The organism is Sinorhizobium sp. 8-89 (assembly GCF_030124325.1).
Taxonomy (GTDB): domain Bacteria; phylum Pseudomonadota; class Alphaproteobacteria; order Rhizobiales; family Rhizobiaceae; genus Sinorhizobium.
The window spans coordinates 19,853-40,155 of the sequence record NZ_JASKLR010000001.1; the positions used below are offsets into that span (position 1 = coordinate 19,853).

General features: G+C 61.6%; 19 protein-coding genes. 16 read left to right on the plus strand and 3 right to left on the minus strand.

Annotated elements, in window-relative coordinates; translation table 11 throughout:
- Window positions 1–52: 52 nt before the first annotated feature.
- From QN219_RS00140 to QN219_RS00150, 3 genes are all read right to left on the minus strand, one after another.
- Window positions 53–307: a GlsB/YeaQ/YmgE family stress response membrane protein gene (locus QN219_RS00140; protein WP_173510932.1), complete on the minus strand. Its 255-nt coding sequence runs from the start codon at window positions 305–307 to the stop codon at window positions 53–55.
- 169 nt (window positions 308–476) lie between these two features.
- Window positions 477–1,769: an L-rhamnose catabolism isomerase gene (gene rhaI, locus QN219_RS00145; protein ID WP_283997047.1), complete on the minus strand. Its 1,293-nt coding sequence runs from the start codon at window positions 1,767–1,769 to the stop codon at window positions 477–479.
- A gap of 13 nt (window positions 1,770–1,782) precedes the next feature.
- Window positions 1,783–3,882: a bifunctional rhamnulose-1-phosphate aldolase/short-chain dehydrogenase gene (locus QN219_RS00150; RefSeq protein ID WP_283997049.1), complete on the minus strand. Its 2,100-nt coding sequence runs from the start codon at window positions 3,880–3,882 to the stop codon at window positions 1,783–1,785.
- 199 nt (window positions 3,883–4,081) lie between these two features.
- Here QN219_RS00150 and QN219_RS00155 point away from each other — a divergent pair, with 199 nt between their 5' ends.
- The 16 genes from QN219_RS00155 to cheD all read left to right on the plus strand — a co-directional run bounded on the left by QN219_RS00155 (window position 4,082) and on the right by cheD (window position 20,254).
- Window positions 4,082–4,894: a DeoR/GlpR family DNA-binding transcription regulator gene (locus tag QN219_RS00155; protein ID WP_283997050.1), complete on the plus strand. Its 813-nt coding sequence runs from the start codon at window positions 4,082–4,084 to the stop codon at window positions 4,892–4,894.
- Between the two features lie 124 nt (window positions 4,895–5,018).
- Window positions 5,019–6,008, plus strand: a complete 990-nt coding sequence (rhaS, locus tag QN219_RS00160; protein WP_283997052.1) for a rhamnose ABC transporter substrate-binding protein — start codon at window positions 5,019–5,021, stop codon at window positions 6,006–6,008.
- 289 nt (window positions 6,009–6,297) lie between these two features.
- On the plus strand, window positions 6,298–7,809 hold the full coding sequence (locus QN219_RS00165; protein WP_283997054.1) for a sugar ABC transporter ATP-binding protein: 1,512 nt from the start codon (window positions 6,298–6,300) through the stop codon (window positions 7,807–7,809).
- Entirely contained in the window at window positions 7,806–8,786 is a 981-nt protein-coding gene (locus tag QN219_RS00170) for an ABC transporter permease (protein WP_283997056.1), read from the plus strand. Before QN219_RS00165 ends, QN219_RS00170 begins: the two co-directional genes overlap by 4 nt.
- Window positions 8,786–9,790: an ABC transporter permease gene (locus QN219_RS00175; RefSeq protein ID WP_283997058.1), complete on the plus strand. Its 1,005-nt coding sequence runs from the start codon at window positions 8,786–8,788 to the stop codon at window positions 9,788–9,790. Before QN219_RS00170 ends, QN219_RS00175 begins: the two co-directional genes overlap by 1 nt.
- A gap of 7 nt (window positions 9,791–9,797) precedes the next feature.
- Window positions 9,798–10,112 (plus strand): L-rhamnose mutarotase, encoded by a 315-nt coding sequence (gene rhaM, locus QN219_RS00180; RefSeq protein ID WP_283997059.1) that lies wholly within the window; start codon window positions 9,798–9,800, stop codon window positions 10,110–10,112.
- On the plus strand, window positions 10,109–11,503 hold the full coding sequence (locus QN219_RS00185) for an FGGY-family carbohydrate kinase (RefSeq protein ID WP_283998214.1): 1,395 nt from the start codon (window positions 10,109–10,111) through the stop codon (window positions 11,501–11,503). The genes rhaM and QN219_RS00185 overlap by 4 nt, the downstream gene beginning before the upstream one ends.
- Before the next feature lie 759 nt (window positions 11,504–12,262).
- Window positions 12,263–13,897, plus strand: a complete 1,635-nt coding sequence (locus QN219_RS00190; protein WP_283997060.1) for a globin-coupled sensor protein — start codon at window positions 12,263–12,265, stop codon at window positions 13,895–13,897.
- 43 nt (window positions 13,898–13,940) lie between these two features.
- On the plus strand, window positions 13,941–14,234 hold the full coding sequence (locus QN219_RS00195; protein ID WP_153438461.1) for an STAS domain-containing protein: 294 nt from the start codon (window positions 13,941–13,943) through the stop codon (window positions 14,232–14,234).
- A gap of 3 nt (window positions 14,235–14,237) precedes the next feature.
- Window positions 14,238–14,603 carry a response regulator gene (locus tag QN219_RS00200; protein ID WP_065784641.1) on the plus strand — a complete coding sequence of 122 codons (366 nt, stop codon included), beginning with the start codon at window positions 14,238–14,240 and terminating at the stop codon, window positions 14,601–14,603.
- Window positions 14,604–14,622: 19 nt separating this feature from the next.
- Entirely contained in the window at window positions 14,623–16,884 is a 2,262-nt protein-coding gene (locus QN219_RS00205) for a chemotaxis protein CheA (RefSeq protein WP_283997062.1), read from the plus strand.
- Between the two features lie 5 nt (window positions 16,885–16,889).
- Window positions 16,890–17,357 (plus strand): chemotaxis protein CheW, encoded by a 468-nt coding sequence (locus QN219_RS00210; protein ID WP_283997064.1) that lies wholly within the window; start codon window positions 16,890–16,892, stop codon window positions 17,355–17,357.
- Window positions 17,354–18,262 (plus strand): protein-glutamate O-methyltransferase, encoded by a 909-nt coding sequence (locus tag QN219_RS00215; protein ID WP_283997066.1) that lies wholly within the window; start codon window positions 17,354–17,356, stop codon window positions 18,260–18,262. Before QN219_RS00210 ends, QN219_RS00215 begins: the two co-directional genes overlap by 4 nt.
- On the plus strand, window positions 18,259–19,317 hold the full coding sequence (gene cheB / locus QN219_RS00220) for a protein-glutamate O-methylesterase CheB (RefSeq protein ID WP_283997068.1): 1,059 nt from the start codon (window positions 18,259–18,261) through the stop codon (window positions 19,315–19,317). The genes QN219_RS00215 and cheB overlap by 4 nt, the downstream gene beginning before the upstream one ends.
- A complete protein-coding gene (locus tag QN219_RS00225) occupies window positions 19,317–19,706 on the plus strand; it encodes a response regulator (RefSeq protein WP_034851752.1) in 390 nt (129 codons plus the stop codon). Before cheB ends, QN219_RS00225 begins: the two co-directional genes overlap by 1 nt.
- Window positions 19,703–20,254, plus strand: coding sequence for a chemoreceptor glutamine deamidase CheD (gene cheD, locus QN219_RS00230; RefSeq protein WP_283997069.1), 552 nt, complete (start codon window positions 19,703–19,705; stop codon window positions 20,252–20,254). The genes QN219_RS00225 and cheD overlap by 4 nt, the downstream gene beginning before the upstream one ends.
- Window positions 20,255–20,303 lie beyond the last annotated feature (49 nt).

The window sequence follows — 20,303 nt, forward strand, 5'->3', positions numbered from 1 at the left end:
CGAGAGGCGGTCCGCGTTTTCGGCGCGGATCGCAGATGTTTCTTCAGCGGGCTTATGCCTGTTTGACGATGCGGATCAGTACCAGAAGGATGATCGCGCCGATCGTCGAATGAATGATCGCGGAAAGAATGCCGCTGCCTAGGCTGATGCCGATTGCGGGAAAGAGAAAGCCGGCGATGAAGGCCCCGAGGATACCGACCACGATGTTGCCGATTAGGCCAAAACCGAAGCCGCTGACGATCAGACCGGCAAGCCAGCCGGCAACAGCGCCGACAATCAGGAACACCAATAGGCTTTCGATACCCATGCATCGCTCCTCTCCGTTGGATCCATAAAGGAAAAGATAGATCAGGATTTGAAATCAGATAGGGGGCAATTTTATCGCGCGACGGTTTTGCACCGATTTCGCGCGTCCGCTAGGAGCACGGTTCCACGATGGAGATCGGGAGTGGCCGCACCGGCCACTCCCCTGTTGATTAGACGATGCCGCCGCCACCGCCGGCGACCGCCGGCCGTTCGCCCGCCACCCTGGCGCGGTAGCCGCTCGCGCGGTAGGTCGGAACCGGCGCGATCGCACCACCCTGCTCGAGGCGGGCCATGGCCAGGATCGGCTCGACATCGGTCCTGAAAGCGGCTTTGAGCGTTTCCGACGCCATCAGCGCGTCGTTGCCCTGCTGGTAGTCGTTGAGCGCCTTGCGATCGACGAGAAGGGCCTGGGCATAGGCGCGGCAGACTTCCATCGCGCTCGTCATCAGGCTCTCGATCGGGTCCGTCACGTTATGGCTCTGGTCGAGCATATGCGCGGGATTGAAGCCGTCGGCACCCCGTACCTCGGCATCGACGAGTTCGTTGAAGACGAGGAACAGGCGGTAGGGATCGATCGATCCGGTATCGAGATCGTCGTCGCCATATTTGGAATCGTTGAAATGGAAGCCGCCGAGCTTCCTGAACTGGATCAGCCTGGCGACGATCATCTCGATATTGACGTTCGGCGCATGGTGGCCGAGGTCGACGAGGCAAAAGGCTTTGGGGCCGAGCTCCTGCGCGATCAGGTAATTCGTCCCCCAGTCCTGCACTACGGTCGAGTAGAAAGCCGGCTCGTACATCTTGTGTTCGGTGAAGACGCGCCAGTCGTCCGGAAGCGCCGCATAGACCGCCTTCATCGCGTCGAGATAGCGTTCGAACGCCTCGGTGAAATTGCTCTGTCCCGGAAAGTTGGAGCCGTCGCCGATCCAGACGGTCAGCGCCTTCGAGCCGAGCGCCTTGCCGATCTCGATGCATTCGAGATTGTGCTCGACCGCTTGGCGCCGCGTCGCCGCGTCGCTATGGGAGAGCGAGCCGAATTTGTAGGAATGCGCCTGCCCCGGCGCATCGGAGAAGGTGTTGGAATTCATCGCGTCGAAGCCTAGGCCCAGCGCCGCGCCCTTCTCCTTCAATGCCGTGAGATCGGAGACCTTGTCCCAGGGGATATGCAGCGAAACGGTCGGCGTCGCCCGCGTCAACGCATGGATGACGCCGCAGTCCTCGAGCTTGTCGAAGATGTTGCGCGGTTCGCCCCGGCCCGGGAAACGGGCAAAACGCGTGCCGCCGGTGCCGACCCCCCAGGAGGGAACGGCAACGCCATAGGCGGAAACCTTTTCCTTGATGGAGTCGATCGCGATGCCGCGGCGGGCAAGCCTTTCGCCGAGGCTTTCATAGTCTCGATCGAGCGCGTCCCGACGGCTCGCGTTCTCCGCCTCGACGACGGTCTTGCTGATCATCTCGGTCATGGCAGCCTCCGGGTCAGCGCGTGAACGACTGGGCATTGCCCGCGTCGACATTGACGATGTTGCCGGTCGATTTTGCCGACATGTCGGAAGCGAGGAAGTAGATCGCCTCGGCAATGTCTTCCGGGAAGACGCTGAGCTTCAGCAACGACCGTTCGCGATAATGAGCCTCCAGGTCGTCCACGTCCATCTTGTAGGCTGCCGCGCGCTGCTCCTTCCATTCGCCGGTCCAGATCTTGGAACCGCGCAGCACCGCGTCCGGATTGACGACGTTGACTCGGATCTGCGCCGACGCCCCCTCGAGCGCGAGGCAGCGGGCAAGATGGATCTCCGCCGCTTTCGCCGTGCAGTAGGCGGACGCGCCGGGCGAGGCGGCAAGGCCGTTCTTCGAGGCGACGAACACGACATTGCCGCCGGCCTTCTGGTTGCGGAAGATGCGGAAAGCTTCACGCGAGACGAGGAAATAGCCGGTTGTGAGAATGTCGATGTTCTTGTTCCAGAGGGCGAGCGTCGTATCCTCGATCGCCGCCGAGGAGGCGAGCCCGGCATTGGAGACGAGAATGTCGAGACCGCCGAAGGCAAGCAAAGTGTCACCGAAACCGACTTCGACCGCCGCTTCGCTCGTTACATTCATATTGACTGCGCGGACGAAATCCTTCCCGTAGCGTCCGGCCAGTTCGGTTTGCGCAGCCTCGAGCGCCGTTTGGTCGATATCCGCGAGAACGACGCAGGCGCCTTCCTGCATCAGCCGGTTGGCCGTCGCCTTGCCGATGCCGCCAGCGCCGCCGGTGACGAGCGCGATGCGGCCGGCGAGGCTCTTCGGCTTCGGCATGCGCTGGAGCTTGGCCTCCTCCAAGAGCCAATATTCGATGTCGAAAGCTTCCTGCTCGGGCAGGCCGACATAGGTCGACACGCCGGAGGCGCCACGCATGACATTGATGGCATTAACGTAGAATTCGCCGGAGATGCGGGCCGTCGCCTTGTCCTTGGCGAAGGTGATCATACCGACGCCCGGGACGAGATAGACGACGGCGTTCGGGTCGCGCATCGCCGGGCTGTCGGCGCGCTTGCAGCGTACGTAATAGGCGGCATAGTCGGTGCGATAAGCGGCAATCGCCTCGGAAAGCCCGGCAAGTGTCTTGTCGATGTCGGGGCTGGCCGGATTGAAATCGACGACCAGCGGGCGGATTTTCGTCCTAAGGAAGTGGTCGGGGCAACTCGTTCCGAGAGCTGCCAGCGGTTGGAGATCCTTGGACGTCACGAAATCGAGGACGGCCTGACTGTCGTCGAAGTGTCCGACCTTTTTCTCCTCCACGCTGATCAGCCCGCGGATTACCGGCATCAGTCGCTTGGCGATCGCGGCGCGCTCGGCGCTGTCCAGCGTCGGCTTTACGGCCCCGCCAAAGGCCGGTGCAGTGTTCTCTGCCTCGAACCAGGCAATCGCGCGGTTGATGATCTCGATGGTCGTTTCGTAGGCTTCCTTGGCGGTGTCGCCCCAGGTGAAAAGACCGTGGCTTTCGAGCACAACGCCGCGCGCCTTCGGGTTTTCGAGGCAGAATTTTTCGAGCCACAGGCCGAGTTCGTAGCCCGGCCGCTTCCACGGCAGCCAGCCGATGTCGTCGCCGAAGATTTTCTGCGTCAGCTCCTTGCTGTTCGAGGAAGCGGCGATCGCGATGATCGCATCCGGATGCATGTGGTCGACATGCGGCTTCGGTACGTAGGCATGGAGCGGCGTGTCGATCGAAGCGGCGCGCGGATTGAGATTGAACGTGCAATGCGGCAGGTAACCGACCATCTCGTCTTCGAACTCGACACCCCGGTAAATGCCCTTCAGGGCGCGGAGCTTGTCCATGTAAAGGGTCGCGAAGCCGTCGAGCTTGATGGTGCCGACGTCACCGCCCGATCCCTTGACCCAGAGGACCTCGACCATTTTGCCCGACAGCGGATCTTTTTCCATGACCTTGGCCGAGGTATTGCCGCCACCGTAATTGGTGATCCGCTTGTCCGATCCAAGGAGATTGGAGCGGTAGAGGAGCTTCTCCGGCTCGGTCATTCCTGCTGCCTTGCCCTCGTCCCAGAGATTGGCCAGGCGTGCGCCCTGTTGCTTGTCGAGCATGTTGAATTCCTCCCGGTCAGCTATCCGCCGGCACTGAGGCCGTGGCGACATGATTGGCATCAGATCACACGGTCGCCGCGCGAATGTCAATCAAAAACGATCAAAATCGTTCATACTGCGCTGCACAATGAAAAAATATGATTGATACTGATTGACAATGCTCGGGACTGATGGAAGCATGCAGGCATCGGAGGAGCGAATGCACGAAAAAGAAAGACATAGGATCATCCTGTCTGCGGTTCAGGAGAAACCGGTCGTAACGGTGCCCGAACTCGTTGAGCTGACCGACAGCTCCGAGGCGACGATCCGGCGCGATATCGCCGCTCTTCATGTCCAAAAACGCTTGCGCCGTGTGCGAGGTGGCGCCGAGGCGATCAATCCGCCGCAATTCGTCGGCCTCGCCGGCCGACCGTTCAGCGTCAACGAGGGCCTGCATGCCCGCGAGAAGCAGGCAATCGCCAAGGAGGCGGTGGCGCTTTGCGCGGACGGAGAGCCGATCATCATCAACGGCGGCACCACGACCTTTCAGATGGTGCATTTTCTTGCAAACCGCCGAATGCAGGTCTTCACCAATTCCTTCCCGATCGCCGAACACCTGCTCAAGCATTCGAAGAACACCGTGATGCTTTCGGGAGGCACGATCTACCGCGAACAGAACATCATATTGAGCCCCTTCGACAACGACGTGACGCGCAACTTCTATGCGCGCCGCATGTTCATGGGGGCACAGGGGCTCGGACCCCTTGGGCTGATGGAAGCGGATCCGCTTCTGATCCAGGCCGAACAGAAACTGATCGATCAGGCCGACGAATTGGTCGTGCTGGTCGATTCCTCGAAATTTCACAGGCGCTCGAGCCTCATTCTTTGCGGACTCAAGCGCATCGCTACTGTGATCACGGATTCGGGCATCGAGGACAGGCATGCCGCAATGCTCGAAGGCGCGGGCGTCAATCTGGTCATCGCCAACGCGAAGCCTGTCGTTGACGCGGAAAGTGCTTCATCGTCCGCCTGATGCGGGCGGAGGAGAGGGGAGTGGGACGTTGCGGCAATCCCGGCATGACCGGTACAGGTCGCAGATAGGGGCCGGACCGATGCATTCATACCGAATGCGCGCGGCCCAAAGGGAGGAGACAGTCATGAAGCTTATGAAATCATTGATGGTCACGGCTGCCGTTGCGGTGGCGCTCATGGCCAATGCCGCGCACGCGGAAAACAAGAAGATCGCGCTCGTCGTCAAGGCGCTCGGCATCGGCTTCTTCGAAGCCGCAAACAAGGGTGCACAGGAAGCCGCCAAGGAACTCGGCGATGTCGAGGTGATCTATACCGGCCCGACCTCGACGACTGCGGAAGGCCAGATCGAGGTGATCAATTCGCTGATCGCCCAGAAGGTGGATGCGATCGCCGTTTCCGCCAACGACACCGATGCGCTGGTGCCGGCTCTCAAGAAGGCGATGGACCGCGGCATCAAGGTCATCTCGTGGGATTCGGGCGTCGCCAAGGAAGGTCGGCTGATGCACCTTAATCCGTCCTCGAGCCCGCTCATCGGCAACATGATCATCAAGCTTGCCGCCGATAACCTGCCCGAGGGCGGCGACGTCGCGGTGCTCTCGGCCTCGGCGACGGCGACCAACCAGAACACCTGGATCGCCGAAATGAAGAAGGTCCAGGGCAACTACAAGGGCATCAACGTCGTGGCCACGGTCTATGGTGACGACCTCGCCGACAAGTCCTATCGCGAAACACAAGGCCTCATTCAGTCCTATCCGAACCTGAAGGCGATCATCGCGCCGACCTCCGTCGGCATCGTTGCGGCGGCGCAGGCGGTGACCGATGCTGGCAAGATCGGCCAGATCAACGTCACCGGTCTCGGTCTGCCATCCGAAATGGCTGGCCACGTGAAGTCCGGCGCATCGAAATCCTTCGCGATCTGGAATCCGATCGATCTCGGCTACTCGGCAACGATGATCGCCTATGGTCTCGTCAACGGCGCCGAAGCGAAGCCGGGTGCGGAACTGAAGATGGGCCGCATGGGCACGGTGAAGCTCGACGAAAACAACGAAGGCGCCATGGCCGACCCGTTCGTCTATGATGCCTCGAACGTCGAGGAATTCGCGAAGATCTTCTGATCGCGCAGGCGAGGGAATGTTTTGCCCTCATCCGGCCTGCCGGCCACCTTCTCCCCGCCCGCGGGGAGAAGGAAATACGCGGCGAATGCTCTCGTCCCTCACGAATGTTGCCGGAAACGGCGGCGGGCCAGCGAGGGATTGCCTCTCCCGCGAGCGGGGGGAGTGGCCAGGGTGAGGGGCAGCCTTATCCTTGCTCATCGCGAAGACCGCTGGACCGAACGACCGCCGCCCAATTGAAACGACTGAACTGGTGGACCCTCTTTTGTTGCAGGACACAACCACATCGCGGATGAAGCCCGCCATCGCGCTCGAGGGCATATCGAAGTCCTTTCCCGGCGTGCGCGCGCTCTCGGATGTTTCGCTCGCGCTCTATCCCGGATCGGTGACGGCGCTCGTGGGGGAGAACGGCGCGGGCAAGTCGACCCTCGTCAAGATCCTGACCGGCATCTATCAGCCGGATGCCGGCGTCATCCGTGTTGCGGAGGAGGAAACGACGTTTCCGACCGCGCTTGCCGCCGCCCGCGCCGGTGTGACCGCAATCCATCAGGAGACGGTCCTTTTCGACGAACTCTCCGTTGCCGAAAACATCTTTCTCGGCCATGCGCCGCGCAATCGCTTCGGCTTCATCGACTGGAAAAAGCTTAACGCCGATGCGCGGGCCTTGCTGCATCGCGCCGGCGCGGATTTCGATCCGACGATCCGGCTGCGGGACCTCGGCATCGCCAGGAAGCATTTGGTGGCAATCGCCCGTGCGCTCTCGGTCGATGCGCGCGTCGTCATCATGGACGAGCCGACAGCCGCCCTTTCGCACAAGGAAATCCACGAGCTCTATGCTTTGATCGAGCGGCTGAAAGCCGACGGCAAGGCCATCCTCTTCATCAGCCACAAGTTCGACGAGATCTTCAGGATCGCCGACCGTTACACGGTCTTTCGCGACGGCACGATGGTCGGCGAGGGCTTGATCGCTGACGTGAGCCAGGATGATCTCGTCAGGATGATGGTCGGCCGCGCCGTCGGCTCAGTCTATCCGAAGAAGGAGGTCAAGATAGGCGAGCCGGTGCTGACCGTTTCCGGCTATCGCCACCCGACCGAATTCGAGGACATCAACTTTGAACTAAGGCGCGGCGAAATCCTCGGCTTCTACGGCCTCGTCGGTGCCGGCCGCTCGGAATTCATGCAGTCGTTGATCGGCATCACCCGGCCATCCGCCGGCGCGGTCAAGCTGGGCGTGCAGGTGCTGGTTATCCGCAGCCCGGCCGAGGCGATCCGCGCAGGCATTGTTTATGTGCCGGAGGAGCGGGGACGGCAGGGCGCGATCATCGGCATGCCGATCTTCCAGAACGTCACCTTGCCCTCGCTGTCGCAAACATCGCGCTCCGGCTTCCTGAAGCTCGCCAACGAATTCGCGCTCGCACGCGATTACACCTCCCGGCTTGATCTCCGCGCCGTCTCTCTCGACCAGGACGTCGGCACGCTTTCCGGCGGCAACCAGCAGAAGGTCGTAATCGCCAAATGGCTCGCGACCAGGCCGAAGGTCATCATCCTCGACGAACCGACCAAGGGCATCGATATCGGCTCCAAGGCGGCCGTCCACGCATTCATGAGCGAACTTGCGGCCGAAGGCCTGAGCGTCATCATGGTATCCTCGGAAATACCCGAGATCATGGGGATGTCGGATCGCGTGATCGTCATGCGCGAGGGGCGGATCGCCGGATGCTTCGAGCGAGCCGAACTGACCGCCGAAAAGCTGGTGCGCGCGGCTGCCGGCATCGAAATGCAATCCAACGGGAGGGCCGCATGATGGCGAAGCTCCTCAAGAATCGCGAAATCCTGCTCGTCGTCGCCATCATCGCGCTCGTCGCCCTGATCGCGTTTCGCTTTCCCGCTTTCGTAACACCGGCAAGCTTTGCCCGCGTCTACAATGACACCTCAATTCTGATCATTCTGGCGCTCGGGCAGATGGCGGTGATCCTCACCCGCTGCATCGATCTATCGATGGCCGCTAACCTTGCCCTGAGCGGCATGGTCGCGGCCATGTTGAACACCGCCTTTCCCGGTCTCCCGATTCCCTTGATCATTGTAGTCGCGATGGCGCTCGGCGGGCTGCTCGGCATGATCAACGGAACGCTCGTCTGGAAACTCGACATTCCCCCGATCGTCGTCACGCTCGGAACGCTGACGATTTATCGCGGTCTGATCTTCCTCCTGACGGACGGCAAATGGATCAACGCGCACGAGATGAGCGATGCCTTCAAGGCGCTGCCGCGCCTGGGCCTTGCGGGCTTGCCGGTGCTCTCGTGGCTGTCGCTCTTGATGATCGCGCTGATGTTCCTGGTGATGAGCCGCACGCCGATCGGCCGTGCCTTCTATGCAGTCGGCGGCAATCCGCACGCGGCCGTCTATACAGGCATCGACGTCGGTCGCACGCGTTTCTTCGCCTATTGCCTCTCTGGCACTCTGGCCGGCCTTTCCGGTTATCTCTGGGTATCGCGCTATGCGGTCGCCTATGTCGACATCGCCGCGGGCTTCGAGCTCGATATCATCGCGGCCTGCGTCATCGGCGGCATTTCGATTGCCGGCGGCATCGGCTCGGTGGCGGGCGCCGTGCTCGGCGCGCTGTTCCTCGGCGTGATCAAGAATGCACTGCCGGTCATCAACATCTCGCCCTTCGCGCAGATGGCTATATCCGGAACGGTCATCATCATCGCCGTCGCCGTCAACGCCCGTGCTGAACGGCGCAAGGGCCGTGTCATTCTTAGAAAAGCGGAGGCGGTCTGATGACGGACGCTCACCTTTCTCCCCGCAACATTCCAGACCGGCTGCAGGGTCGCGGTGCGCGCATCCTGAAAAGCTGGGAAAGCCTGCTGCTTGCGGTCGCGGTCGCGATCTTTCTCGGCAATTCACTGGCGTCGCCCTATTTCCTCGATCCCTGGAATCTCTCCGACGCCACCTTCAATTTCACCGAGAAGGCGATGATCGCCTTCGCCATGGCGCTCGTCATCATCTCCGGCGAGATCGATCTTTCGGTCGCATCAATCATTGCGCTCGCCTCGACGGCAATGGGCTATGCCGTGCAATTGGGGGTGGATACGCCGGCGCTCGTCGCGATCGGTCTTGGCGTCGGGCTCATCTGCGGCACGGTCAACGGGCTGCTGATCACCGGCCTCGGCCTGCCGTCGATCGTGGTGACGATCGGTACGATGAGCCTGTTTCGCGGGCTCTCCTTCATCGTCCTCGGCGACCAGGCCTTTACCGGCTATCCCGAAAGCTTCGCCTGGTTCGGGCAGGGCTATATCTGGTGGGTCTTCTCTTTCGAGTTCACCTTGTTCGTTGTGCTCGCAGTCGTCTACGGCGTGCTCTTGCACAAGACGAATTTCGGCCGCGCTGTCTTTGCAATCGGCAACAACCAGACGGCAGCGTTGTTCTCCGGCGTCCGCGTCGCGCGTGTCAAGTTCACGCTCTTCCTGCTGACCGGCCTGATGGCAGGGCTCGCCTCCGTCTGCCTCACGTCCCGTCTCGGCTCCACCCGCCCCTCAATCGCGCTCGGCTGGGAACTCGAGGTCGTGACAATGGTGGTGCTCGGCGGCGTCAACATCCTCGGCGGCTCGGGGACCATTCCCGGCGTCGTGCTGGCGGCGCTGATCATGGGCATGGTGACATTCGGCTTCGGCCTCTTGAACGTGCCGGGCATCGTCATGTCGATCTTCATCGGCCTGCTACTGATCTCGGTCATTGCGCTCCCGATCCTCTGGCGGCGCGCTCGCCGTCGCCTTGCACACTGAGGTGCCCATGGAAAAATACGCGTTCCGCATGCGTCTCAATCCCGGCACGGCCGCCGAATACAAGGCGCGCCACGATGCGATCTGGCCCGAACTTGTCGTCCTGCTCAAGGAGGCGGGAATCTCCGACTATTCGATCCATCTCGATGAAGAGACCAACCTGCTTTTCGGCGTGCTTTGGCGGACCGACACGCACGGGATGGCGGAGCTTCCCTCGCATCCGGTCATGCGGAAGTGGTGGGCCTACATGGCTGATCTCATGGAGACGCATGCGGACAACGAGCCCGTGGCCGTGCCGCTGAAGACCGTTTTCCATCTGAGCTGACGATGAAGACGGTCGCTGTCATCGACATAGGCAAGACGAACGCCAAGGTCGCGTTGGTCGATCTCGAGCGTTTCGAGGAAATCGCCGTGCGCAAGACGGGCAACGGCGTGGTCAATGACGGTGTTTACCCGCATTTCGATATCGATCGCCTTTGGCGCTTCATTCTCGACAGCCTCGCCGCGCTCAATCGTGAGCACAGGGTGGACGCCATATCGGTTACCACACACGGGGCGACCGCCGTCCTGCTCGATGACGCCGGCGAACTCGCGCTGCCGGTTCTGGATTACGAATTCACCGGGCCGGACGCACTGGCCGAAGAGTACAACCGGGTTCGCGCGCCGTTCGCCGAGACCGGTTCGGCGCGCCTGCCGATGGGCCTGAATGTCGGCGCACAGCTCTTCTGGCAAGAGCGCATGTTCCCGGAACAATTTGCGAAGGTCGCGACGATCCTGACCTATGCGCAGTATTGGTCCTATCGGTTGACCGGCATAGGCGCGAACGAATTGACGTCGCTGGGCTGTCACACCGACCTCTGGAATCCGAAGGCCGCTACGTTTTCGTCGATGGTTGAGGCGCTCGGCTGGCGCAAACTCTTCGCGCCCGTGCGCAGGGCGAGCGACGTGCTCGGCGGATTGCGGCCGCAACTGGCGGATCAAACCGGTATGCCGCCGAACCTCCCGGTTTATTGCGGCATCCATGACTCGAATGCCTCGTTGCTTCCTCATCTGCTGACACGCAGCGCGCCGTTTTCCGTCGTTTCAACCGGAACCTGGGTCGTGATCCTCTCGGTCGGGGGCGACAGGGTGGATCTCGATGAGAAGCGCGACACGCTGATCAACGTCAACGCGCTCGGCGATCCGGTGCCGTCGGCCCGTTTCATGGGCGGTCGCGCCTTCTCGACGCTTGTCGGCGAGGACCCGCCCACCGCTTCGCTGGAGGCGGAAAGCAAGGTTCTGGCTGCGCGCCACATGCTTCTGCCATCGGTGCCTGTGGGCTCGGGGCCGTTCCCATCGATCAGTGCCCGCTGGACTGCGGAAGAAGAGGCGCTTGCTCCAGCCGAGCGGCTGGCCGTCGTTTCCTTCCATCTCGCCCTGATGACGGCGACGTGTCTCGATTTGATCGGCGCAAAAGGAGAGATCGTTGTCGAAGGACCCTTTGCCGCCAACGCCGCCTATTTGCGGATGCTGGGCGCGGCCACCGGCAGACAAATCCTTGCCGACAGCCACAGCGCCACAGGTACCAGCCTTGGTGCGGCCTGCCTGGTGGCCGGCATTCGTGTCCGGAGCGGGGCGGAGCGTTTCGTAGACACCGCCCCGGGCGACTATGCGGGATATGCCGAAGAATGGCGCGCACTGACCGCCGCGCACGTGCATTGCGTGGTCGACGCCTGACGTTTACCCGTACAGAATGTATAGGCGAAGTAGTGTCGTGGTGTTGAGATCAGAAAACGGCGTTCCGGTTCACTGATCGATTATGTTCAAGATTGATGACGATCGAAATTGCCGTCATCGTCAGGAATGCAGTGACGGCGGCGCCTATTCCAAGAACAATCATTGTTCATTTCCTGTCGGCGCACCATCATGATGTCGCCCAGCCTGCGTGAAAGTTATTGTCGGCGGTCTGCGCCTTTCCACTTTCGCTTCGATACGCGATGGCAAGTAGAAGCACAACTCTAAACTCTTGTGATTGAAAACCTGTTGTTGTTTGGATCGAATAGCGCGTGCTCGTTGCAGTGCAAAAGCGGATGTCCGCAAGTCATACGCGAATTTTAGCAATTCCAATTACGGGCCAGGAACCGTTAACTTTCAAGCAACGAATTAACCATAAACATGGTCTCACACGTCGGAATAGGGAAGTCTCGGCTACTCCTCAAGGCATGACGCCGCGCCGCCGTACCGGTTCCGGTCCGGTATCTATTCTTCACCGAAATTACTTGCGGGACGATGGCAGACGCTGCGGCGCGCTGATCGTATAGATCGTGCGTGACCACCGCTGGCCCCTGGCCGGCCCTCCCCAGGCGAGTTTCGATTGCGCACTACGGCGCCACGCGTCTGTTCAGACGCTAAGGTCGCTGTAACACTTTGAATTTCTGCATAATTTTACCTTAGATCGATCCCGATTCAAGGAATTGTGCAGTAGCGGGGATCAGTGTGAAGCAGGACGCGTCGCCAGAACAGGCAAGAAGGGGCCAAGCGGCAAGCTTGCTTGAGCGCCTGCGTTTTGCCGGGCTCGACGAAGACGGCTGCGCGCTCCTGCGCTACCATCGCGAGACCCTTTCGCCGCGCATCGACCTTGCTCTTCGGGACCTTTTTCATCGATTTCAGACTTTTCCGGATGCTGCCCGCCACTTCGACAGTGACCGCCAGCTCGATCGGCTGCACGATCTCCAATCGTCACATTGGAACGTCCTGACTGACGCGCGTTTCGACGGGCTGTATGCAGAGCGCGTGAAGGTGCTTGCCGACAGCGAAGGTCGCATGGGACTCGACCCACGCTGGCAGATCGCGAGTCATGCGGTGGTGCTGGAGCATCTGCTGACCGGTCTTATAGGGGATGCATGGCCCAAATCCCTGCTTCCCTTCGGCAAGACGCGGAAGAAGGAACTCTGCGATCTCGTGGCCGCGCTCGTGCGCACCACCTTCGTCGATACTGAAATTGCCGTGTCGCTGCGCTTCAATGCGCTCAGGCAACAGCACCAACGGCAACTCGCTGAGCAGCGCAGAGACGATGAAACGGACGTAAGCGACCTTTTCTCGAACTTTTTGCAGGCGCTCGGTCAGGGTAATCTTGCTGCACGCCTGCCGGAAAGCGGTTCGGACGCATATCAACCGATCGTCGCAAGCCTCAACGCGTCCCTGGAGCAGATCCAGGCCGCCTTGCAATCCGCTGACGAGCGGGCCGTAGCGGCAGAAGCAATGATCTTAGAGCTGCACGCCCGCGCGGCTGAATTCTCCGACAGGGCTGGAGGCGAAGCCGAGGCGCTCTCCCGCCAGGCAGCAACGCTCGGCGGCATGACCGAACGCGTGCGGGCGGGGTCGGCACGTGTCAGTGAAACCGAAGCGAAGGCGAACGAAACGCGCATTGCGGTGGAGCGGAGCGGCGAGATTGCCGGCCAGGCGATATCGGCCATGGCCGATATCGAGGCCTCTGCCGAAAAGATCGGTCAGATCATCGGTGTGGTCGACGAGATTGCCTTCCAGACCAATCTTCTGGCTCTCAATGCCGGTATCGAGGCAGCGCGCGCCGGCGACAGCGGCCGCGGCTTCGCGGTGGTCGCCCAGGAGGTGCGCGCACTCGCTCAGCGCTCCGGCGAGGCGGCGCGCGAGATCAAGCAACTTGTTAGCGGAACCAAGGCTCAGGTCGAGGCCGGCGTCGAGATGGTCGGTCGGACCCAGGATGCGATCAGCAGCATCGTCGAGCAGGTGATTTCCATTAACGCGGCCATCTCGGGCATAGCCCGCGAGGCCGAAGATCAGGTGAGCGATCTTCGTACCGCCGCCTCTGAAATCGGCGGAATCTCGCAAGCAATGCAGCAAAGCGCCGCGCTGGCGGAAAGCGCCGCGGGATCGTCGGACGACCTGCACAGCGTCATCGTGGAACTCGGCCAGTCGATCCGCAGGTTCCGCCTCGAACGGCATCAAGCGGCACGCGCCGCCGCGACCTCCACGCCGGTGCTGTCGCGCGCTTCGCAGCGGGCGGAGGCGCAAGTTGGCTACGAGGACGCGATCACACTGCTCGATGACGGTGCCGTCTCGGGGCGGCACGTTGCAGGACGGCACCACTAGTCTTGGGCGAAGCATTTTAGAGCAGGCAGGCGAGGAAATCGAAATGGCCAGCAAGAAGACCGCTCAGAAGACGCTCAGGCTCGCTCCTGTGCTCGATCTGAATGAGGCGACGGCATTGCATGAAAAGCTCCTGGCGCTGAAAGGCAGCGCGGTCGCTATCGATGCCTCCGCTGTCGAGCGGATCGGTGCGCTCTGCGTACAGGTGCTGATCGCCGGCGCAAGAAACTGGGAAGAGCAGCAGCTGTCTTTCACCTTCGCCAAGGTGTCGGACGCATTCGTTAAGACGACACAGCTCATCGGCGTGGACATCGATCCCCTGATGGCAAAGGAGATTTGAGAAATGAAGAAGAGAGTTCTGACTGTCGACGACTCCCGCACGATCCGGAACATGCTTCTCGTCACCCTCAACAATGCCGGATTCGAAACGATCCAGGCCGAGGACGGCGTCGAAGGGCTTGAGGTCCTGGAGGAAGCCAATCCGGATGTCATCGTTACCGACATCAACATGCCGCGCCTCGACGGCTTCGGTTTCATCGAGGGCGTGCGCAAGAACGACCGCTACCGCGCCGTGCCGATCCTGGTGCTGACCACGGAGAGCGATGCAGAGAAGAAGAACCGTGCACGGCAGGCGGGGGCTACCGGCTGGATCGTCAAACCGTTCGACCCGACCAAGCTGATCGATGCAATCGAGCGCGTAACGGCCTGAAATCCGAGGACAGCCTCCAATGGATATGAACGAAATCAAAGAGATTTTCTTCCAGGAATGCGAGGAGCAACTCGCGGAACTGGAGTCGGGTCTCCTGAAGCTCAACGACGGTGATCGCGATCCGGAAACGGTCAATGCCGTCTTTCGCGCGGTTCACTCCATCAAAGGGGGCGCCGGGGCGTTCGGGCTGGATGATCTCGTGTCGTTCGCGCATGTGTTCGAGACGACGCTCGATTGCGTTCGATCCAACAGGCTGGAACCCAATCAGGACGTCCTGAAGGTCATGCTGAAGTCGGCGGACGTGCTCGCTGACCTCACGAATGCTGCCCGCGACGGCGGCAGCGTCGATCAGGCCCGCAGCCGCCAACTGATCAAGGAACTCGAGGCTCTGGCGAATGGCGAGTTGCCGCAGGCGGCAGCTGCCGAGCCGGCTTTCAAGGCGGCGGCCGCAGCGGTTGCCGCGCCTCCTGTCAACGAGGAAGGCTTTCAGCCCGTTGCCTTCTCCTTCGAGGACTTCGAGGCGGACGAACCGGCCGTGATCGAGGCCCCCTGCTACGAGATCGTCTTCAGACCGAAATCCGAACTTTATGCGAAGGGCAACGATGCCACGCTGCTTCTGCGTGACCTGTCCCGCCTCGGCGAGATGAGCATTCACTGCGATATGGATGGCATCCCGCCGCTCGACCGGATGAATCCGGAGGCTGCCTATTTCTCCTGGAAGATTTCCCTGAAGACGGACAAGGGCGAAGAGGCGATCCGCTCGGTGTTCGAATTCGCGGAATGGGATTGCGACCTCGACATCGCCTTGGCCGGTGGCGGCGCGGTCGATGCGAGCGAAGATCCGCCGATGCAGCCCGTTCCCTTCGATCTCTCGATGCTGGACGAGGCATCGGCCGGTTCGGCCGAAGAGGAAGAGCAATTCGCCAGCCGCGACCGAGATGCGGCCGTTTCGGCGGCTGAGACGGCAAGCAATGTCTTGCAGATGGCTCAGTCCTCGACCCGCGCTCCTGCGGAAGCTCAGAGGAACACGACGGCCGCGGCCAACGCCGCCGCCCAGCAGGCGGCCTCGGCCGCGACCCCGACCATCCGCGTCGATCTCGATCGCGTCGATCGCCTGATCAATTTGGTCGGCGAACTCGTCATCAACCAGGCGATGCTGTCGCAGAGCGTGATCGAAAACGACACGAACGGTACGTCTTCGATCAACATGGGTCTCGAGGAGCTGCAGCAGCTCACTCGCGAGATCCAGGACAGCGTCATGGCCATCCGCGCTCAGCCGGTGAAGCCGGTCTTCCAGCGGATGTCCCGCATCGTCCGAGAAATCGCCGACATGACCGGCAAGTCCGTCCGTCTCGTCACCGAGGGCGAGAACACGGAAGTGGACAAGACGGTCATCGACAAGCTGGCCGAACCGTTGACGCATATGATCCGCAACGCCGTCGACCACGGGCTCGAAACGCCGGAAAAGCGGCTTGCTGCGGGCAAGAGCGCCGAAGGCACCGTGCGCCTGACGGCCAAGCACCGTTCGGGCCGCATCGTCATCGAGCTTGCAGACGACGGCGCGGGCATCAATCGCGAGAAGGTGCGCCAGAAGGCGATCGACAACGATCTCATCGCCGCCGACGCCAATCTCTCGGACGAGGAAGTCGACAACCTGATCTTCCATGCGGGCTTCTCGACCGCCGACAAGATCTCCGACATTTCCGGGCGCGGCGTCGGCATGGACGTCGTCAAGCGTTCCATCCAGGCACTCGGCGGCCGCATTAACATCTCGTCGAAGCCCGGACAGGGTTCGGTCTTCACGATGAGCCTGCCCCTGACACTCGCCGTCCTCGACGGCATGGTGGTGACTGTCGCCAACCAGACGCTGGTCGTGCCGTTGACCGCCATCGTCGAAACGCTTCAGCCCGAGGCCGCAGCGATCCACAGCTTCGGTGCCAGCCAGCGCCTGATCTCGATCCGCAACTCCTTCTGCCCGCTGGTCGATGTCGGCCGCATCCTGAACTTCCGCGCGACGCAGGCCAATCCGGTCGAGGGCGTGGCGCTGCTGGTCGAGTCCGAAGGCGGCGGCCAGCGCGCCCTGATGGTCGATGCGATCCAAGGGCAGCGGCAGGTGGTGATCAAGAGCCTGGAAGCGAATTATACGCATGTCCCCGGCATCGCTGCAGCCACCATCCTCGGCGACGGCCGCGTGGCGCTCATCCTCGATGTCGACGCGATCGTCGCGGCCTCGCGCGGGCAAACCCTGAAACCTGAAATGTCTCTTGCTGCAGCCGGATAATACCTATGACCTATGCCGCAAAAAATCTGACGACTGGCGGACGGGAGCTCATCGCTTTCCGCGTCGGCGATCAGGAATTCTGCGTGAATATCATGGCGGTCCGCGAGATTCGCGGCTGGACCCCGGCTACTCCGATGCCGCATGCGCCGTCCTATGTGCTCGGCGTAATCAATCTGCGCGGCGCGGTGTTGCCAATCGTCGATCTCTCGGCCCGCCTCGGCATGAGGCCCGCCGAGCCGACGGTTCGACATGTGATCATCGTCGCCCAGGTGAGGAACCAGGTGGTTGGGCTCCTCGTCGACGCCGTTTCCGACATCCTGACCGTCAGGGACGAGGACGTCCAGCCGACGCCGGACATTTCATCCGAATTCGAGAAGACAGTTGCCCGGGGCGTATTGGCGATTGAGGGCCGGATGATCTGCCTGGTCGAACTCGAAGCGGTTTTCCCCCATGAGGAAGAGGAGGCGGCATGAGAGCTCAGGCCATTCTCGAACAGAAACTGTCGCCGGACGAATGCCTTGCGAGCGGTGAATATCCACTGACGCGCCGCGATCTCAACGAGATCGCTGCGATGATCTATGCCGATGCCGGGATCTATCTCAACGAATCCAAGGCGTCGCTCGTCTATTCGCGGCTGTCGAAGCACATCCGCAATCTCGGGCTCAAGGGTTTTCGTGATTATTGTCAGCTCGTCGCCTCGCCGGCCGGCGCGGCGGCGCGACGTGACATGCTCTCGCACCTGACGACGAATTTCACCCGCTTCTTCCGCGAAAACCACCATTTCGAACACCTGAAGACGGACGTGCTGCCCAAGCTGATTGCCAGCGCGAAGAGCGGTGGACGCGTTCGCATCTGGTCGGCGGCATGCTCCGACGGTCAGGAGCCCTATTCGATTGCGCTCACGGTTCTATCGTTGCTGCCGAACGCCGCCGACTATGATTTCCGTATTCTGGCGACGGATATCGATCCGAAGATCCTGGCACTTGCGCGGGCCGGGGCCTATGACGCGACGGCGCTCGAAACGGTCAATTCGGCAATGCGCAAGCAGTGGTTCAGCGAGGTCAATGTCGGCGGCCGCGTCAAGTGGCAGATCGACGACCGCGTCAAGCGGCTGATCACCTTCAACGAGCTCAATCTCATGGCGCAATGGCCGGTAAAAGGGCCCTTCGATGTCATCTTCTGCCGCAACGTGGTGATCTATTTCGACGAGCCGACGCAGATGAAGATCTGGTCGCGCTTCGCCGGCGTGCTGAACACCGAAGGGCATCTTTATATCGGCCATTCGGAGCGTGTGTCCGGCGATGCCAAATCTGAGTTCGACAATATCGGCATCACCACCTATCGCCATACCGGCAAGTTTCATGGAGTCCGCGCATGAGTGCTCCCGCACGCGTTCTCGTTGTCGATGACTCGGCCACCATGCGCGGCCTTATCACCGCCGTGCTGAATGCGGACCCGGACGTCACCGTCGTCGGCCAGGCGGCCGATGCGATCGAGGCGCGCCAGGCGATCAAGCAGCTCGATCCCGACGTCGTCACGCTCGACATCGAGATGCCGAACATGAACGGGCTCGAATTCCTGGACAAGATCATGCGGTTGCGTCCGATGCCGGTCATCATGGTCTCGACCCTGACCCACAAGGGCGCGGAAGCATCGATCGCGGCGCTCGAAATCGGCGCCTTCGACTGTGTCGGCAAGCCGCATCCCGGCGATCCGCATCCGTTCGGCGATCTGGTCGACAAGGTGAAGGCGGCCGCACGTTCGCAGCGAAAGCTCATCATCACCGGCAACAAGGCCGCCGCACCGACCGCTGCTAACGCAAATGCGGTTTCCGATTACAGAGCGGGCCGCAAGATCATCGCCATAGGCGCATCGACCGGCGGCGTCGAAGCGCTGATCACCGTGCTGCAGAAGTTTCCGGCCAATTGCCCTCCGACGGTCATCACGCAGCACATGCCACACACTTTCACCAGAAGCTTCGCCGAGCGGCTCAATCGCCTTTGCGCGCCGACCGTCCAGGAGGCGACCGATGGCGCCCGCCTGGAGGTCGGCAAGATCTATCTGGCGCCGGGCGGTGAACGCCACCTTCAGGTGGCCAATGCCGCGGCGCCTTGCTGCCGCCTCGTCGATCGCGATCCGGTCAACGGCCATCGGCCCTCGGTCGACGTGCTGTTCGATTCGGTTGCCGAACTCGCGGGCCGCAACGCGATCGGTGTCATTCTGACCGGAATGGGCCGCGACGGCGCGTCCGGTCTCCTCAAGATGCGACATGCCGGTGCACGCACCTTCGGACAAAACGAAAAGACTTGTGTCGTCTACGGCATGCCGAGAGTTGCCTATGAATTGGGTGCTGTCGAAACGCAGCTCCCCCTCGGGTCGATCGGGGAGGAGATCCTGAAGACCGCAGCAGCCCGAAAAGAAGGAAGCGAATAATGTCCATCGCCGAAAAAATAAAAGTTCTGATCGTCGACGATCAGGTGACGAGCCGCCTGCTCCTGGGCGACGCCCTGCAGCAGCTCGGTTTCAAGCAGATCACCGCAGCCGGCGATGGGGAGCAAGGCATGAAGATCATGGCCCAGAACCCGCACCACCTCGTTATCTCGGATTTCAATATGCCGAAAATGGACGGGCTCGGACTGCTCCAGGCGGTGCGATCGAACCCGACGACGAAGAAAGCGGCCTTCATCATCCTGACGGCGCAGGGCGACCGCGCGCTGGTGCAGAAGGCAGCCGCCCTCGGCGCCAACAATGTTCTCGCCAAGCCGTTTACGATCGAAAAGATGAAGGCTGCGATCGAGGCGGTGTTCGGGGCGCTGAAATGATGACCGAGGCCGCCGGCAGGCGCGTGCATGTCATCCAGGGCGAGTTCAAGGTCGTCAACGATCCGAATATCGTTCTTTCGACCATTCTCGGGTCCTGCGTGGCCGCCTGCATGCGTGATCCGGTGATCGGCGTCGGCGGTATGAATCATTTCCTGTTGCCCGGCTCCGCAACGTCGAACTCCGGCGGGGACGCCACGCGCTATGGCGTGCACCTGATGGAACTGCTGATCAACGGCCTGTTGAAGCAGGGCGCCCGTCGCGACCGATTGGAAGCAAAGATCTTCGGCGGCGCCAAAACAATTGCGAAATTCTCGAACGTCGGCGAGCAAAATGCCGCCTTCGCGCGCCAGTTCCTGCTGGACGAAGGGATCCGCGTCGTCAGCGAAAGCACGGGCGGTGAGCACGGCCGCAAGCTGGAGTATTGGCCGTCCTCCGGGCGCGCGCGCCAATACGCGTTGACCGGGATGGAAGCGCAACGGGCGATGCAGATGGACCAGCGACCTGTGCCGCTGCCGAAGCCGGTGGAAAGCTCCATCGAATTCTTCTGATCAGGCTCGGCCGGACGAACAACGCACTTCCGAATTCCATTTCGCAGAC

Coding starts and splice junctions, on each gene's coding strand:
- QN219_RS00140 (WP_173510932.1), bottom strand. CDS start 307: ATGGGTATCGAAAGCCTATTGGTGTTCCTGATTGTCGGCGCTGTTGCC.
- rhaM (WP_283997059.1), top strand. CDS start 9,798: ATGGAAAAATACGCGTTCCGCATGCGTCTCAATCCCGGCACGGCCGCC.
- QN219_RS00225 (WP_034851752.1), top strand. CDS start 19,317: ATGTCCATCGCCGAAAAAATAAAAGTTCTGATCGTCGACGATCAGGTG.
- QN219_RS00165 (WP_283997054.1), top strand. CDS start 6,298: ATGAAGCCCGCCATCGCGCTCGAGGGCATATCGAAGTCCTTTCCCGGC.
- cheD (WP_283997069.1), top strand. CDS start 19,703: ATGATGACCGAGGCCGCCGGCAGGCGCGTGCATGTCATCCAGGGCGAG.
- QN219_RS00170 (WP_283997056.1), top strand. CDS start 7,806: ATGATGGCGAAGCTCCTCAAGAATCGCGAAATCCTGCTCGTCGTCGCC.
- QN219_RS00155 (WP_283997050.1), top strand. CDS start 4,082: ATGCACGAAAAAGAAAGACATAGGATCATCCTGTCTGCGGTTCAGGAG.
- QN219_RS00200 (WP_065784641.1), top strand. CDS start 14,238: ATGAAGAAGAGAGTTCTGACTGTCGACGACTCCCGCACGATCCGGAAC.
- cheB (WP_283997068.1), top strand. CDS start 18,259: ATGAGTGCTCCCGCACGCGTTCTCGTTGTCGATGACTCGGCCACCATG.
- QN219_RS00215 (WP_283997066.1), top strand. CDS start 17,354: ATGAGAGCTCAGGCCATTCTCGAACAGAAACTGTCGCCGGACGAATGC.
- QN219_RS00195 (WP_153438461.1), top strand. CDS start 13,941: ATGGCCAGCAAGAAGACCGCTCAGAAGACGCTCAGGCTCGCTCCTGTG.
- rhaI (WP_283997047.1), bottom strand. CDS start 1,769: ATGACCGAGATGATCAGCAAGACCGTCGTCGAGGCGGAGAACGCGAGC.
- QN219_RS00210 (WP_283997064.1), top strand. CDS start 16,890: ATGACCTATGCCGCAAAAAATCTGACGACTGGCGGACGGGAGCTCATC.
- rhaS (WP_283997052.1), top strand. CDS start 5,019: ATGAAGCTTATGAAATCATTGATGGTCACGGCTGCCGTTGCGGTGGCG.
- QN219_RS00205 (WP_283997062.1), top strand. CDS start 14,623: ATGGATATGAACGAAATCAAAGAGATTTTCTTCCAGGAATGCGAGGAG.
- QN219_RS00150 (WP_283997049.1), bottom strand. CDS start 3,882: ATGCTCGACAAGCAACAGGGCGCACGCCTGGCCAATCTCTGGGACGAG.
- QN219_RS00175 (WP_283997058.1), top strand. CDS start 8,786: ATGACGGACGCTCACCTTTCTCCCCGCAACATTCCAGACCGGCTGCAG.